This is a genomic window from Marinomonas vulgaris (assembly GCF_018145875.1).
In the GTDB taxonomy this organism is placed as follows: Bacteria; Pseudomonadota; Gammaproteobacteria; order Pseudomonadales; family Marinomonadaceae; genus Marinomonas; species Marinomonas vulgaris.
Window position 1 is genome coordinate 50,713 of record NZ_JAGSSV010000016.1, and the last position, 15,080, is coordinate 65,792.

Annotated in this window: 11 protein-coding genes and 1 tRNA gene; 11 read left to right on the plus strand and 1 reads right to left on the minus strand. The window is 46.7% G+C overall.

Annotated features, from left to right (window positions below; all coding sequences use genetic code 11):
• Positions 1-109 precede the first annotated feature (109 nt).
• From J9B83_RS11885 to serA, 7 genes are all read left to right on the plus strand, one after another.
• Positions 110-194 (plus strand) — tRNA-Leu (locus J9B83_RS11885).
• A 141-nt stretch (positions 195-335) separates the two neighbouring features.
• Complete coding sequence (locus tag J9B83_RS11890; RefSeq protein WP_211536966.1) at positions 336-1,430, plus strand: type 1 periplasmic-binding domain-containing protein; 1,095 nt, start codon at positions 336-338, stop codon at positions 1,428-1,430.
• Positions 1,421-4,081, plus strand: a complete 2,661-nt coding sequence (locus tag J9B83_RS11895) for a nitrogen regulation protein NR(II) (RefSeq protein WP_211536967.1) — start codon at positions 1,421-1,423, stop codon at positions 4,079-4,081. The genes J9B83_RS11890 and J9B83_RS11895 overlap by 10 nt, the downstream gene beginning before the upstream one ends.
• Positions 4,078-4,773: a 5'-methylthioadenosine/S-adenosylhomocysteine nucleosidase gene (gene mtnN, locus J9B83_RS11900; protein ID WP_211536970.1), complete on the plus strand. Its 696-nt coding sequence runs from the start codon at positions 4,078-4,080 to the stop codon at positions 4,771-4,773. Before J9B83_RS11895 ends, mtnN begins: the two co-directional genes overlap by 4 nt.
• A gap of 3 nt (positions 4,774-4,776) precedes the next feature.
• Complete coding sequence (locus J9B83_RS11905; RefSeq protein WP_211536972.1) at positions 4,777-5,736, plus strand: hypothetical protein; 960 nt, start codon at positions 4,777-4,779, stop codon at positions 5,734-5,736.
• Between the two features lie 103 nt (positions 5,737-5,839).
• The gene (trmA, locus tag J9B83_RS11910) at positions 5,840-6,943 is read left to right on the plus strand and encodes a tRNA (uridine(54)-C5)-methyltransferase TrmA (RefSeq protein ID WP_211536979.1); all 1,104 of its coding nucleotides are present in this window, start codon (positions 5,840-5,842) and stop codon (positions 6,941-6,943) included.
• A 204-nt stretch (positions 6,944-7,147) separates the two neighbouring features.
• Positions 7,148-8,377, plus strand: a complete 1,230-nt coding sequence (serA, locus tag J9B83_RS11915; protein WP_211536981.1) for a phosphoglycerate dehydrogenase — start codon at positions 7,148-7,150, stop codon at positions 8,375-8,377.
• A 106-nt stretch (positions 8,378-8,483) separates the two neighbouring features.
• On the opposite strand, the gene J9B83_RS11920 is transcribed toward serA, so the two are convergent.
• Positions 8,484-10,451: a methyl-accepting chemotaxis protein gene (locus J9B83_RS11920; protein WP_236037266.1), complete on the minus strand. Its 1,968-nt coding sequence runs from the start codon at positions 10,449-10,451 to the stop codon at positions 8,484-8,486.
• Between the two features lie 386 nt (positions 10,452-10,837).
• Between J9B83_RS11920 and J9B83_RS11925 the strand changes: the two genes are divergently transcribed.
• The 4 genes from J9B83_RS11925 to J9B83_RS11940 all read left to right on the plus strand — a co-directional run bounded on the left by J9B83_RS11925 (position 10,838) and on the right by J9B83_RS11940 (position 14,807).
• Positions 10,838-11,950, plus strand: a complete 1,113-nt coding sequence (locus J9B83_RS11925; RefSeq protein ID WP_211536983.1) for an extracellular solute-binding protein — start codon at positions 10,838-10,840, stop codon at positions 11,948-11,950.
• Between the two features lie 91 nt (positions 11,951-12,041).
• Entirely contained in the window at positions 12,042-13,124 is a 1,083-nt protein-coding gene (locus J9B83_RS11930; RefSeq protein WP_211536985.1) for an ABC transporter ATP-binding protein, read from the plus strand.
• Positions 13,117-14,004, plus strand: coding sequence for an ABC transporter permease (locus tag J9B83_RS11935; RefSeq protein WP_211536987.1), 888 nt, complete (start codon positions 13,117-13,119; stop codon positions 14,002-14,004). Before J9B83_RS11930 ends, J9B83_RS11935 begins: the two co-directional genes overlap by 8 nt.
• Positions 14,001-14,807 (plus strand): ABC transporter permease, encoded by an 807-nt coding sequence (locus tag J9B83_RS11940; protein WP_211536989.1) that lies wholly within the window; start codon positions 14,001-14,003, stop codon positions 14,805-14,807. The genes J9B83_RS11935 and J9B83_RS11940 overlap by 4 nt, the downstream gene beginning before the upstream one ends.
• Positions 14,808-15,080 lie beyond the last annotated feature (273 nt).

Sequence of the window (15,080 nt, forward strand, 5' to 3'; positions counted from 1 at the left end):
ATCTTTAAGAGTAAGTATAGGCAAATAGGCTGTTTTTGAATTTTTTAATAAAAAAACAAAAAAACAGTTGACCAAGAAATTCAATTGCCTATAATGCTCGCCATTCCTTGCGGGAGTGGTGGAATTGGTAGACACGCTGGATTTAGGTTCCAGTGCTTCACGGCGTGAGAGTTCGAGTCTCTCCTTCCGCACCAAATTTAAAAAAGCTGACTTTATGTCGGCTTTTTTTATGTCTAAAATTTGCCGATCAGGCATTTTCTTATTCTGGTTAGTCACTAAAGTGGATGAATTTGGTTAGAATAGCCTTCTTCACAGACGTTAAGTCAGGCTAAACCATGAAACATCGATATTCCTTTATCATCTGGATTGTGTGCATCTTTGCCTCCACTGTGACGCACTCGGCTGGCATGACTCTGGATTTGATGGACAGCCAAACATTCTATAAGCTGATGCCACGACAAGGCCCGTTAGCTGAACAATTCTCTGCCATCGTTCACGCCCCGCCAAATCCAATACGAATCACGCAAAAGCGTCCCGTACAAGTCGCTCTGGTGTTGTTCGGCGATGTGGAGTCCATAGACAATAAAGCCCTGCTCAACACTTTTCGCCGGCGGATGCGTGAAATCAATATCGACTATCGTTTGGATATTTATGTTGATGCGTCGCCATATAGTATGGACATGACCCCTTACGTTACGCTGGTCAAGGCGCAACCTGATTATATTGTGATGACAAAATTAGGCTTTGTGCAGCGGCGCTTTTTAGAGCGATTTCTGCGTTCAGGCTCTTCAAAAGTAATCGTGTATGACTTTGCATCGCCTTTAACGCATTGGTTAAATCACCCTCCATTGATGTACCTTGGTTTTGATCAAAAGAAAGTCACCACCATGTTAGCGGATTTTTTGCATCGACAATTGCCAGTTGATGCTCGAATAGCTGCTGTTGTGTTGCCGAGTGGCTATTTAAGTCACACTCGCTGCGATTTTTTTCTCGATAAAATGATGGCTTATCATAGGCGGATTGACGACATTTATATGGTGCCGAATGAGACTAATAGTGCTTTTAATACGGCTCAACAGATATTAGAAGACAACCCCCCAGACTTCATTTTTAGCTGTTCACACGCCATTTCGGAAGGCGTGAGCGCGGCACTGGTCAAGAGCGGCTCAAGGGTTCAAACCAATGGGTGGGGCGTATCGTCTCAAGGTGTCAGATCGCTAATCAAAAGGCACATTGCGGTGAGCGCCTTGTTTACGAAAGACGATGCTTCGATCGCCATTGCCGAAGCGATTAAATTGGACCTTGAAGGACGCAATATGCCCAATCTTTATGTAGCGAATGCCACTCTAATGCCATCCAATTTACACCCAGATGTGCTGCGTTTCATGATGCAACACGCGTACACCTATTCGGTGTCGTTATGGCGATAGCGACGATGAGTTTACAGCGGCGTTTGCAGCAAACGGTTTTTGCCTTAATGTTGGTGTCTTTTGTGGTGTTGAGTTTGGTGGTGTTGTATTTTCTTGACAGCGAAAATGCAGGTACTGAAGAAAAGAACATTGCATTAAAACATCAGGTGGTCGAACAAGCGTTTAATCGTTATTTGTCTCGAGCTGAGGGTGAAATGACCTTTATTGGTCAAGATTTATCCCTTAATAATTATGATTTGGGCCGAGAGTTAGATGTTTTGTTTAGCCATCACGAGGTGTTGTTTTTTGGTGGGCTCGATTTTTTCTATATCGAATGGGTGGATGGACGTCGCTCTATGGACCCAAGAGCACGACTTTTCACCACAGCGGACTTCGATGCCGTATTAAAAGTCGCTTTGTTTAACCGTTGGGTGACTGTGATCACGAAAGACAATGCTCATCTGTTGGTCCTAAAAACCAAGCTTATTTCGGCCGAGCAAAAAAACTTGGGGTTTTTATACGGTTTTATCTCCCTGGATGACAATGTCACCTTTGCCAGTGAACTGTTACAAAGTGCCCCCATCAGTGCGGTGCGAATTTATGATAAGCCATCCAATCATACCTTGATGGAAGAGCGTAAGGTAGGCGAGGATTTAACCGGAAATCTGCTTCGTTCCAGTTTACCGTTGCGCTCGCCTGTTGAGGGTAACTTACAATTAGAGATTCTTCAGCCACACCCTTTTTCATCAAATATACTGATAAACGCCTTGCCCCTGATTATTGTGTTAGGGGTGATTTTGTTGTGTTTTTATCTACTGTTATTGCGTCTCTTTAGAACCCTCATTTTCCAGCCATTGGAGAACATCGTATTAAACACAGACGATGGTCGAGTATCGTACACAGAAATCGAATCGCTACAGCAACAAACCAGTCGGCAATTAAGGTCGATGAAAACCAAGGAAGACCGCTTCATGTTACTGGCTGAATCAGTAAACAGCGCTGTTATTTTCTGCAGTGAAGTGGCCGAAATCGAGCTCATTAACGCTGAAGCGCAGCGACTTTTTCCTGATGCAAGCAAGGCACGAACCCTGTTCGATTTCATGCCTATTAGTTGTCACCAAGCCGTTCAAGGGGCGTTAAAGGGTGACGTTGGAGTGCGTTTTACCTTTACCCTGAAGCAGCTAGGAAAAATCTACCAATGGCAAGTGTATTCATTTCACAATGATAGCCGCTTTCGCAGCCTACTTTTAATAGGTCAGGACATTACCCAAGAAGTTAGTCTGCAGTGGCAGCTTGAGCAGTTACAGCCTTTATCCGCGGCGACGTTTAAAAAAGCCGATGTGGACGCGGTGCTGGATGAGCTGGCGTACCTTTCTGTGTTGCCTGAGCGCATAGGAGGCGAGGCGATAAAAGGTTGGCTAAGCCTGATTTTGTCCATTTTGAAAAACATCAGAGACGATTCAGCCGACGAAGCCTATTTGCCGATTGGCGACCTTTTACGAGAGGAGAGTGCGGGTGTGATGGCGGTGATGGGAATAGAGGCCAACCGTGTCTTTTTAGACTGTTCCGTTGCTACCGGGCGTACAGTGGTGCCGGTAAACGCTCATTTAAAAGGCCTAATACGGGTGCTCTTGATGATAGTGATGACCAACAATATGGTGGAACGTCGCTTGGCAGTGCGGTTTGAAGGCACTGAGCTGGAGCTAACTGCAACTAAGGATATTGGTTTTCGTCGTTTGTTTTTATGGATAGTTGATAGTTTGCTGGACGGCTTGAGTGGGCAGAAAAAGATATTGCAAAACAATGCTTTACAGATAAACATTGGCTGGAAAAAAAGTCAAATATCCACAGTGCAGCCTGCAAACTTACTGTCTTTAGATGCGCTTTTACCTTCAAAGGAACAATGGTCTGCGGATAAACAAAAGACGTCTGGTAAGTCGCAGTTGGTTGCTTGGGTAGTGAATGATTACCCTCATTCAGCCGTGGTTGAAAGTGCTTTATCGAGGTTTGGTTTACAGGTTGACGTGTACGAATCCAGCCATCGTTTCTTTACTCGCCCCAATGGCTTTGTGCAGTACGATGCCATTTTAATTGGTTGCGACCAAGATACCGAAGCCCAAATAGAAACCACTCAAAAACTGAAATTCAAGTATCAGCGAGATCAATTGCCTATTGTTTGGCTGAACAGCACTTACATGGCGTCTGTTGACCCCGATGTGTTTGTTTTACAAGGGTGCTTTTTCGATGACAATTTGCACCAGGTATTGCAACAAGCCTTGTTATTAGATGGCGTTACCTTTATGCCTAGTTATGAGCAAGAGGGCCTTTGGGTGATGGTGGGAGGCAGCCGAGTGACCAAAGCGATTTGGTTTACTGCGCTGGAAGAAGAAAAACGAGTGACGCAATGGCTGGCGGATTTATCCCACTATTTTATGGTCTTATCTCATTATCCAGACGCTGTAGTGATCTTACTTGAACCGCAAGCCAACGAGCTGTTAGAAAGTGTACAGGCGGCTTTCCCCAAGGTACGGTTTTTTTCTCTACAAAGGTGGCCGAAAATGCCGGATAATGTCACTTTTTTCCACATGAACTTGCCGTATACCCGTGAACAAATCATCGTATTTGCTCACCGAGTCACGCAACAAGACAGCGATGTTAGGAGTAATGAATGAGCATAATTGGACTGATTGGCGCCATGGACGAAGAAGTAGCCGTTATCAAGGCTTGGATGACAGATGTGCGTGAAGAGTCTGTGGCGGGCTGTGATTTTTATCTAGGGCACTTTGAAGGCAAAGAAGTGGTGCTGTTGAAATCAGGCATTGGCAAAGTCAATGCGGCCGTATCGACAACCTTGTTGTTGTCAAGATTCCAACCAGAATACGTGATCAATATCGGTTCAGCCGGTGGCTATGATACGGATTTACAGGTCGGTGATGTGGTTATTTCGGACGAAGTCTTGCACCACGATGTGGACGTCACGGCATTTGGTTATGTGATGGGACAAGTGCCAAACATGCCTGCCACCTATTCAGCCGACAAAGCCTTGATACAAAAAGCCAAAGACGCCGTGCAAGCCGTGACTCAGGTTCAGGCGAAAATTGGCTTGATCGGTACAGGTGACAGCTTCATGTGCGACCCTGTGCGAGTAGAGTCGGTGCGCACCACTTTCCCAGCCTTGGTAGCGGTTGAAATGGAAGCGGCCGCGGTTGCGCAAGTGTGCTTCAAGTTTGGGACGCCGTTTGTTGTAGTGCGTTCTTTGTCCGACATTGCAGGCAAAGAATCCCCTCAAAGCTTCGATGAATACCTCAAGGTGGCGGCGGAAAACTCCTCTTTGATGATTCAACAAATGCTGAAGGCTGACTAAGACATGATGATGGGCAAGGGACTGACGGCGGCGATCATCATTACCGCCCTTGGTTCTTCGCTTGTTTTTGCGGCGCCCGACGAGGCGGCAAAATCCTCATGGTGGCTGAACTCTCACGAAACGGTGTCGAAAACCATCGGTAACTGGTCGACGGGTATTGATTCTTTCTTATCCGGCGAAGCCAATACTCCAGAGGCGTATCAAGAGCAAGAAAGCCATGTGGACATCCGTTTTGGTTCTGTTTTGGGTGATGGGGATCGTGCGAGTTTTTTTGATTTCAGCGCCAAGCTAAAATTGCCTAATACGCAAGATCGCCTGCGCTTAGTGATTGAGTCGGAACCTGATACCCTGGCACCAGAAAGTATTCAAAACGAGTCAAGTCAACGCGAAAGTGTGGTGGAGTCGGCTTTAGCGACCAGCATTACCGCGGCCGTACGTTACATTGAAGATGATTTGGGTTTGGACGTGGACGCAGGGGTTCGAGTGGACTTCCCATTGGACCCTTTTGTGCGCTTTCGATTTAAGCAGGGAAGTGAAACAGGCCAGTGGCGCTGGTGGCAGAATCAAGAAATGTTCGCCTATTATTCGAGAGGCGTGGGCGCTCGTTATCGCTTGGGGTTGGGTTACACACTGACGCCAAGGGTGAACTACAGTACGGACTTGTCGGTGGCTTGGTTAGACGATGAGGGCTTGTTTTACGGCCGTGAAAACCTGTCGTTGCAACATCGCCTTAACGATAAAAGCCGTCTGGCTTATCAGCTGAGCTTTTTGCAATCCGGTGCCCATGAGCTGGAGCCCGACAGCTATTTATACAACGTGCAATACGAGCGACTTCTATACAAAAACTGGTTGATTGGGCAAGTTAAACCACAATTTACTCATGACGCGGATGACGATTACCACGGAGAGTTTTCTCTTACTTTGTCCATGGTGATATTGCTTGGTCCCGAATACCTGCAGTAATGAGTTTTGTATGGGCAGTATTAGATTTGTCTTACAGGAACTCGTATAATGCCGCGCGCTATCTATACTCGCACCAATCTATCGCCGCCAAGAGAAATAAGTCATGAGACCGGATCAAATCCAACCAGAAATGTATGAAAAGCAGCTGCATGATAAGCAGGCTGACCTTGCCGAATTAATGGCGACGTTGTCATTGCCTGAGATGGAAGTGTACGCCAGTGCGCCGACTCACTATCGTATGCGCGCTGAGTTTCGGATTTGGCACGACGGTGACGATTTGTTTTACGCTATGTTTGATTCGGCCGATCCAAGAACGCCGATTCGTACCGACCAGTTTCTCGCGGCATCCACACAGATCAATACTTTAATGCCGCAATTACTGGATGCGGTGCGTGATACGCCTATTTTGCGCCATAAGCTCTTTCAAGTGGATTTTTTGACCACCACAACGGGCGAAGCTCTGATCAGCTTGTTGTACCATAAGCCGATCGACGATGAATGGAACGCCGCGGCTCAGCAGTTAAACAAAGCCTTTCCTGCTTGTCATTTTATTGGCCGCAGCCGCAAGAAAAAGCAAATTCTAACCCGTGATTTCGTCATGGAAACACTGACCGTTCACGGTCAAAAATTCCATTACCAACAAGTTGAAAACAGCTTCACGCAACCGAACGCCGGCATCAGCGAAAAAATGCTGGAATGGGCTTTAGACGTAACGAAAGACGCGTCGGGCGATTTGTTGGAAATGTATTGCGGCAACGGTAACTTCTCCATTCCGTTAGCGCGTCAATTTGATCGTGTGGTAGCAACGGAAATTTCTAAGGTGTCGGTGAACTCGGCACAGTTAAATATCGCCATAAACGGCATGCACAACGTACAAGTGGTCAAAATGGCCAGTGAAGACGTATCGGCGGCGTTAAATGGTGATACTGAGCTGCCAAAAAGTTTGGTGCAAGCGGGAGTCAGTGAATTGTCCCCTTCTGTGGTTTTGGTCGATCCGCCACGGGCAGGATTAGACGACGCAACGGTCGAATTAGTACGAAAAATCGATGCTATTCTTTATGTTTCCTGTAATCCGGAAACACTAAAAGCCAATTTAGAAGCGCTATCTAGTACTCACGATGTGGTTCGCTTCGCCATGTTTGACCAGTTTCCTTACACTCACCATGTTGAGACAGGTGTGTATTTACAAAGAAAAACAACCGCTTAGCATTAAAGTTCACAAAGTCTGTGATGGGTTAAACGAGCAAGCCGTGTTGCCAAGAGGTAAACGCGGCTTTTTCTTGACCACCATTCATGAGTTTTGTTCCTGTTATAATGAAAGACATTCCCGTATCTACCTTAGGATACGCTGGATTCTGTGTTAAGATGTGCCCACTTTTTTCCCCACCACCATAGAGAAGTCGAACGAGCCATGAGTAGTAACTCACTAGACAAAGACAAAATCAAAATCTTGTTGTTAGAAGGCGTTCATCAATCTGCACTGGATGCATTGCATGACGCAGGCTACAGCAACATCGAATACCACAAAACCGCGTTGGCGGAAGACGAGCTGATCGAGAAAATCTCGGAAGCGCACTTCATCGGTATTCGTTCTCGTACCCAGCTAACGGCGAAAGTGCTAGAGCACGCGAACCGTTTGGTTGCCATCGGTTGTTTCTGTATCGGAACAAACCAAGTGGACTTGGATGCAGCCAGCGAGAAAGGCGTGGTTGTATTTAATGCACCATTCTCAAACACGCGCAGCGTGGCTGAGCTCGTATTGGGCCAATTGATTCTATTGCTTCGCGGAATTCCAGCGAAAAACGCGGCTTGTCATCGCGGCGGCTGGATCAAGTCAGCAGTGGGTTCGTTTGAAACTCGTGGTAAGCGTTTGGGTATTATCGGTTACGGTAGCATTGGTACCCAGCTAAGCGTATTGGCAGAATCGTTGGGCATGGAAGTGTGCTTTTACGACATCGTTACCAAGTTGCCACTGGGTAATGCGCGTCAAATCAAAAGCTTGAAAGAGCTATTGTCTACCAGCGACATCATCAGTCTGCATGTGCCAGAAACCTTATCAACAAAAATGATGATAGGCGCGAAAGAAGTGTCGCAAATGAAGAAAGGTTCTATCTTCATTAACGCTTCTCGTGGCACGGTTGCTGACTTAGACGCCGTAGCTGAAGCGATCAAAGCAGGCGACCTTGCTGGTGCGGCGGTGGATGTGTTCCCTGTTGAGCCAAAAGGCAACAACGAAGAATTCGTGTCACCGCTTCGTGGTTTAGACAATGTGATCCTAACGCCTCACATTGGTGGTAGCACCATGGAAGCACAAGAAAACATCGGTGTGGAAGTAGCGGATAAGCTGATTAAATATTCCGACGTGGGTACAACAACGGCGGCGGTTAACTTCCCAGAAGTGGCCTTGCCAGCACAAGCGGACAATCATCGTATTCTGCACATCCATGAAAACCGCCCTGGTGTGTTGTCTAAAATCAACGCCATTTTCTCTGAGCACAACATCAACATCACGGGTCAATACCTTCGTACTACGGAGAAATTAGGCTACATGGTGATGGACGTTGACGCCGAGGAAGGTGAGCTTGCGCTTGAAAAAGTGCGCGAAGTAGAAGGCACGGTAAAAGCGCGCGTTTTGTTCTAAACGCTTGTCTTTTATAGATGTTAAAAAATCCAGCTACGGCTGGATTTTTTGTGTCTGACTCTTAGGTTCTGCCAATTGAGCTAGACTTTGCCACCTAAATTCGCACTTATTTAATACCCAAGGTGGTGGTGATGTCTTGGATTTTCTGTTGGATGCTGGTGGTGACTTCCGCCATGAAGGTTTCCGAGGCGTTGGCTTGCTCTCTTACCGTGACAACCGACTGATTGAGTTTGGTCATGCCCAGTTTTTGCTCTGCGGCGTAGCCGGAGGCTTTTTTCGCTAAATGGGTCGATTGTTTGGACTTTTCTAAAATATCTTGCGCTGACTGACCCAGGGCCTGAGTTAGGCTGATTTGCTCAGTAGACGCACTGGCGATTAGATCCAAGTTATTTTTAAGTTGTTTTGTGGCGGTATTGAGACGAGAGAAAATTTGCGTGATTTCTTCCAGTGAATGCTGGGTTCGGCTCGACAGTGTTCGCACTTCTGAGGCGACTACAGCGAATCCTCGACCATGCTCCCCTGCACGGGCCGCTTCGATCGCGGCATTCAGCGCTAATAAGTTGGTTTGCTCAGAAATGTCTTTAATGCCACTCACAATAGATGAGGCGCTCGACACAGACTCTTCCAAATTCACCAAAGCGCTTTGACTGTTGGTTAGGCGTTCCAATGTCGTTTGGTTTGCTAACGCCAAAGAGGCCGCTTGATCGACGCTGTGCGTCATGGCGGTGTTGGTGTCGGCGGCGTAGCTAGCCACTTCTTGAGCACGCACCTCGGCTTTGTTCGCTAAGGTTTCCACTTGGTTCGACATGTCTAGTGTATCGTCTAGCCCTTGGCGTGAGGCGACACTGAGTTCGTGTACTTGCCCAAATGCGTTGAGCATGTCATTCAAAGAAGTCGAAATATTATTGAGTTCGGTGTCTCTTTGCTGGCGTTGTACAGCGATCTGCTCCAGATAACGATTGAGATAATGAGCCACATCGGAGAGTTCGTTTTTATTTTTGCCAACGGTGAGTGTGTTGATGTTTTGGTGTTCAACCAAATTTTTGACCGCTGTGTACAAGTCGCGAGCGCTTTTTACCACCACGCGATTTTGAAACACATGCACGCAAAAGGTGGTGGCAATCATCAAAATAACAAACACCGAAAAAGCCATCAGGGTCTGCTGCTGAGTAACTTTGGCACTGGCTTGAATATCTTGCGTACCGGCTTTTAAGAGGGTATCGAGTTGGCTGATCAAGGTACGCACCTTATCTTGCGCCGCTTGAGCTTGCTGGATATTTCCAAGGCTGGTTTCCACATCTTTTAAGTAGCGTATTGACCAACCATGTAATTCATTTTTTACATCTTCGAGGGGATCGACGATGTCGTCCGTGGTGTCGCTGGCCCAGCCCATGAGTGCAGACAAGTCATCGTCGGCATTGTTGGCTTGTTGTTCAGTTACATCCAAGAGAGGTAAGTTGTTCAGTTCGCTAATGTAAGCTTGAAACTGAGTGATGGCTTGGTTGAGTCGTTCTTGGTTACTGTCTGAGTGGGCGGCTAAGTATTCGTCTTTTGCACGATTGATGCGCGCCAACCCAGCATAGAGTTTTACTTGAATGGCCAAATAGGGCGATGCGCTCGCTCTACCGTGTTTATCCTCAAAGGTTTGCACTTTGTCAGTCAGATTGTTCAGCGATAACAGCATTTGTAAGGCGTTGTTTTCAATCAGCGCATAAGGATTGCCAGAGAGCTTACCCGCCGCGCGAATATCCGATTGAAGACTCGCAGCTATTTGGGCAAGTTGCTCGTCGATAGGAGCCTTAACGGTGTCGGGCAGTGTGTTGAGATTGGTGCGTATGTCTTGTTCGATGAACTCTTGGGTGGGAATCAGTAGCGAGGCTTCACCGGATGATAAATAGCGCTCAATTTGTTGCTTTAAGGTAATCGAAGATTGCTCCCACACCAGGGTGTAGTTGTCGCTTTGCTCTAACGCGTTGCGGAACTTCATTAGACTCCACAATAAAAGACCGATGAGCATGGCGGCAATCACTAAATAGCTGACGGTAGTGGTGCGAGTAACGTGGGAAATTTTCAATCTAAAGGCCTGCCTTATTACATATGTTAACAAAAGGTCGGTTCTTTTACATAGGCTTACAAAACCGCAAGGCCACCATAATGGGATTCTGTGACAGAAATATGACATGCCACAGCGTGTGGGAGGAAAAGTCGTTAGCTTTTTGTTGGGTTACAGGAATTTGACGATATAAATTGCCTAAAAACGACTTTTTTTGCCTTTTTGCGGCGAGATTAGCCCCAATCCTGACTATTTGGAAAAAAAGCTTTCATGGTCACTTTTTTGTCATTATTTTGTATTAAATTGAAAAAGGATATTAAACGCGCGTTTAATAAATATGTGCTGTAGGTGTTTGACGCCTTTCCAATGACATTGCCACTATTCGTATCACTTTAAGGAGCTCAAGAATGACTATTTCTCGTCGCCAATTTGTGAAAGGCGCTTCAGTCGCTGGGGCGGTTGCCGCCACCCCATTTTCAATTAATAGCGCCATTGCGGCCAACAAAGAACTGCGCATTTACGCGTGGGCTGGTTACATTACCGATGAAATGCTGGCGGACTTCAAAGCCAAAACGGGCATTAACGCTACCTTCACACCTTACGGTACCAACGACGAGCTGATGAACTCCTTGCGTGCCACAGATGGCACGGGCTTTGACATCATCATGCCAACGGTTGACCGTGTACCTGGATATGTGGATTACGAGTTGGTGCAGCCCCTAGATGTAAAACGCATCAATTGGGATGGTTGTTTAGACAGCGCCTTGGCAGGCTCCGATGTGGGCGGTATTGTGAATGGTAAGCGTTACTTTGCGCCAGCCGATTGGGGAACAGAAGCGATTTCGTACCACACAGATTATGCCAAAGTAGACCCTAAAAATTTAAGTTATGGCGATCTCTGGTTGCCTGAAAACGCGGGTGGCGTCACGGTTCGTGGTCATTCAGCGCTTGTGGGTATCGGTTTGTGGTTAGAAAAAGCCGGCAAGTTACCTTTCCCATTGCTGGATTCCTACAAAAATGAAAAAGCCATGCGTGCGAATTTCGAAGTGATCTTAAAAGTCGCAGCCGAGCATAAGAGCGCCATTGCGCAATTCTGGTCGACTGAAAACGAAGCGCAGGGTGCGTTCAGAACCAATGGCGCTGTGATTGGCCAAACGTGGGACAGCACCGCATTCAAACTTAAGTCCGAAGGCGAGCCTGTTGCCTACGGCGCACCAAAAGAAGGGGCGTTGGCGTGGATGGAAGGTTTTGTTATTCCTAAGAATGCGAACAACGTGGATTCAGTGTACGAGTTCATTAACTGGTATTACACGCCAGAGTCTGGTGCCATGTTTGTCAAAGCCACCGGCTACAATTCCACCGCAAAAGGCGCCGATGCTTTATTGCCGGCCGAAACCAAGCAGTTCTTCCAAGATTCGTACAGCGAACAAGATTTGGCGAACCTGTGGTGGTGGCCAATTCAAGAACCTTGGTACGTTGCGCTGCGTAACGAATATCAAGATCGTTACTTGTCAGCGTAACGAAAAAAAGCCCCTCGCGACTATCTAGTGTTTGTCGTCAGGGGCTTTTTTGTATCACATTTTTTATCAAAAAATAACAAGCGAGAGAAGCATGGACAGTAGTGTTCACCTAGATAATATCATCATGCAGTTTGGTGACTTCACGGCCATACAAAAAACCGATTTAAAAATAGAGTCCGGCGAGTTTTTCAGTTTTTTAGGTCCTTCTGGTTGCGGTAAAACCACGATTTTAAACATGATCAGCGGTTTTTTAGATCCCTCAGAAGGTGACATTAAAATTGGTGGGCAAAGCATGCACAATGTGCCGGCGAATAAGCGTCCTACCTCGATGATTTTTCAAAACCTCGCGCTGTTTCCTTTAATGACGGTGGCTGAAAATATTGAATTTGGCCTCGAAGTACGCGGTGTTTCGAAAAGTGAGCGAAAAAAAGCCTCTGACCGACTGTTGGAGCTGGTTGCATTGCAAGGCAGTGGCGACAAAAAGGTATCGGAATTATCGGGTGGACAAAAGCAACGTATCGCTATTGCACGGGCGTTGGCGGTCGAGCCGCAGGTTTTGTTATTAGATGAGCCTTTGTCGGCGCTGGATCTTAAGCTGCGCCAGCACATGCGCACCGAGTTAAAAGAGATTCAGCGCAAAACTGGCATTACTTTTATCTATATTACCCATGACCAAGGGGAAGCCTTGACCATGTCGGATCGAGTTGCCGTGATGTCAGCGGGGAAAATCCAACAAGTGGCTGATCCTATTACTTTATATCGTGATCCCCATACGGCGTTTGTGGCGTCTTTCGTGGGTGAAAACAACGGTGTACGGGGCAAGGTCATAGAAACAAATGATACCATGACCACCTTGGATTGTGGCCCATTGGGAGCATTAAAAGGTCGAACCCAAGGAGCATTGCAGCTGGGTGATGAGGCGACCGTGTTTATTCGTCCAGAGCATTTCCGCTTACAGTCAGAAAACGGCATGCACACCTTGCAGGCGATCATTGAAGAGGTGAACTTTGAGGGTGCGTATTTGACTCTAAACGCCAACACCTCGACTGATCAAACCTTGTCGATTCAATTGGGAACGCATCAGTTCTTTGAAGCGTTGAAAAAAGGCGCTGCAGTGAGTTTGTCTTATAAAGAAGAAGACGCCATTGTCATAGCAGGATACGACCATGTTTAGTCAACTTAAAGCACGCTTCGGCAGTGGCTTAGCGGTTGGCATTGTCGGTATGATTGCAATTTGGCTGGTGGGCATGGTGATTCTGCCGCAGCTTCTGATGGTCGATTATTCCTTTCGCCCCAACTTGTTACCGGCCGACATAGGTGGCCCAAAAGACACTTACTCGCTGACCAACTACGAAACCTTGTTCAGTAACCAAATACATTTAAAGATATTCTTTAAAACCATCTGGTCGAGTGTCCTAGTCACAACGATTACCTTGTTAGTCAGTTACCCCATCGCTTTCTATTTGGCAAAAGTGGCGACACCGCAAAAAGCAGCTTTGTGTTTGTTATTACTGATCATTCCCTTTTGGATCAATGAAATACTGCGTACCTTTTCGTGGTACATCATTTTGGCTTATAAAGGTCCACTGAACGCTTTATTGCTTGGGTTGGGTATTATTGATCGTCCGGTGCGGTTTTTATCGGGTGACGGTGGTGTTCTGATCGGTATGGTGTACGCCTACATCTTATTTATGATTTTTCCCATTTATAACGCCATCGAAAGCTTGGATACCAATCAAATCAAAGCCGCTCGTAATTTAGGCGCTGGCTGGATTCGCACCCATTGGCGAGTAATTATTCCTCATGCCAAACCTGGCATTGCAACAGGTTGCGTAATGACCTTCATGCTGGCTGCGGGCAGCTACGCGGTGCCGGCGTTGTTAGGGTCGCCGGGCAGTCGTTGGTTTACTCAAATCATTTATAACTGGTTCTTTGAGGGCGGTGATTGGAACCAAGGGGCGGCGTATGCCTTCATCTTGTTGTTAATGTGCATTGGCTTTATCGCTTTAGTAATGCGTGTCTTTAAAGTGGGCTTGGGGGACATCGCAAAATGAAATCGGAAACCATTATGCGTTGGGGTGTGCGCTTTTACATCGGTGTGTTCTTCTTATACTTGTTTACGCCTTTGATAATCATGGGCTTGGCGACCTTTAATGACAGTCGATTTCCAACCGTATCGCCTTGGAAAGGGGCCACGCTAAAGTGGTTCGCTGCCTTGGCGGAAGATGGTGCCATGTGGACGGCATTGTGGACGAGTATCGTTGTCGCAGCAGGCGTGCTTGTTGTTGCCGTACCGATTGGTATTTGCTGTGCGTTGTTTTTATCTACCGTGCAAGGGAAGGGCAAAACCTTCATTTACTCACTGATGATGTCGCCTCTGTTAACGCCGGGCGTTATCGTCGGGATCTCAACGTTGATTTTTTGGAAAGGGCTGTCAGTTAGTGGTGGTGTTTTTCTAACGGTGGTGGCGCAAACCACCTTCATTGCGGCGTATGTCATGTTAATGGTGTTGGCAAGGTTGCAACGATTTGACAGAACGTTGGAAAATGCCGCATTGAGCTTAGGAGCCACTCAGTGGCAGGCGTTTCGCCGTATTTTATTGCCGTATTTGAAGCCGGCGATTATTTCAGCGGCGGCGATTGCTTTTCTGCAATCGTTTGAGAACTACAACACCACGTTATTCGTGAAAGGCTACGATACTACCTTGACGGTATATATTGCTTCTAAAGTGCGTACTGGTTTAACGCCTGCGGTAAATGCGCTGGGCTTGGTAATGATTTCTGTCACTATTTTGTTGGCTGTAGCCTATGAATGGAAGCGACGCCGCGAAATTGCACTGAGTTCATCATCGAATTAAGTTTCCTACTTACTATTGTGTTATTTAATGAGAAAGCAGTCGGAGCGTGGCTGCGCGGATAAAACAAAAACGCCTACTTATTGTGTAATAAATAGGCGTTTTTGTTGTTTTCTGAATGATTAATGAACAGATTTTAAAAGAAAACGATAAAGGTTTCATTAATTTATAATTAATCCCACTTTTCTTCAAAAAAGGGTTGCACTAAATCTGTAGATCCTTAATATACGCCCTCGCTGACACGGACAAGGCTTCAGAGCAACGAAGACCAAGTTC

Coding starts and splice junctions, on each gene's coding strand:
- J9B83_RS11925 (WP_211536983.1), top strand. CDS start 10,838: ATGACTATTTCTCGTCGCCAATTTGTGAAAGGCGCTTCAGTCGCTGGG.
- J9B83_RS11930 (WP_211536985.1), top strand. CDS start 12,042: ATGGACAGTAGTGTTCACCTAGATAATATCATCATGCAGTTTGGTGAC.
- J9B83_RS11940 (WP_211536989.1), top strand. CDS start 14,001: ATGAAATCGGAAACCATTATGCGTTGGGGTGTGCGCTTTTACATCGGT.
- J9B83_RS11905 (WP_211536972.1), top strand. CDS start 4,777: ATGATGATGGGCAAGGGACTGACGGCGGCGATCATCATTACCGCCCTT.
- serA (WP_211536981.1), top strand. CDS start 7,148: ATGAGTAGTAACTCACTAGACAAAGACAAAATCAAAATCTTGTTGTTA.
- J9B83_RS11890 (WP_211536966.1), top strand. CDS start 336: ATGAAACATCGATATTCCTTTATCATCTGGATTGTGTGCATCTTTGCC.
- J9B83_RS11895 (WP_211536967.1), top strand. CDS start 1,421: ATGGCGATAGCGACGATGAGTTTACAGCGGCGTTTGCAGCAAACGGTT.
- mtnN (WP_211536970.1), top strand. CDS start 4,078: ATGAGCATAATTGGACTGATTGGCGCCATGGACGAAGAAGTAGCCGTT.
- J9B83_RS11935 (WP_211536987.1), top strand. CDS start 13,117: ATGTTTAGTCAACTTAAAGCACGCTTCGGCAGTGGCTTAGCGGTTGGC.
- trmA (WP_211536979.1), top strand. CDS start 5,840: ATGAGACCGGATCAAATCCAACCAGAAATGTATGAAAAGCAGCTGCAT.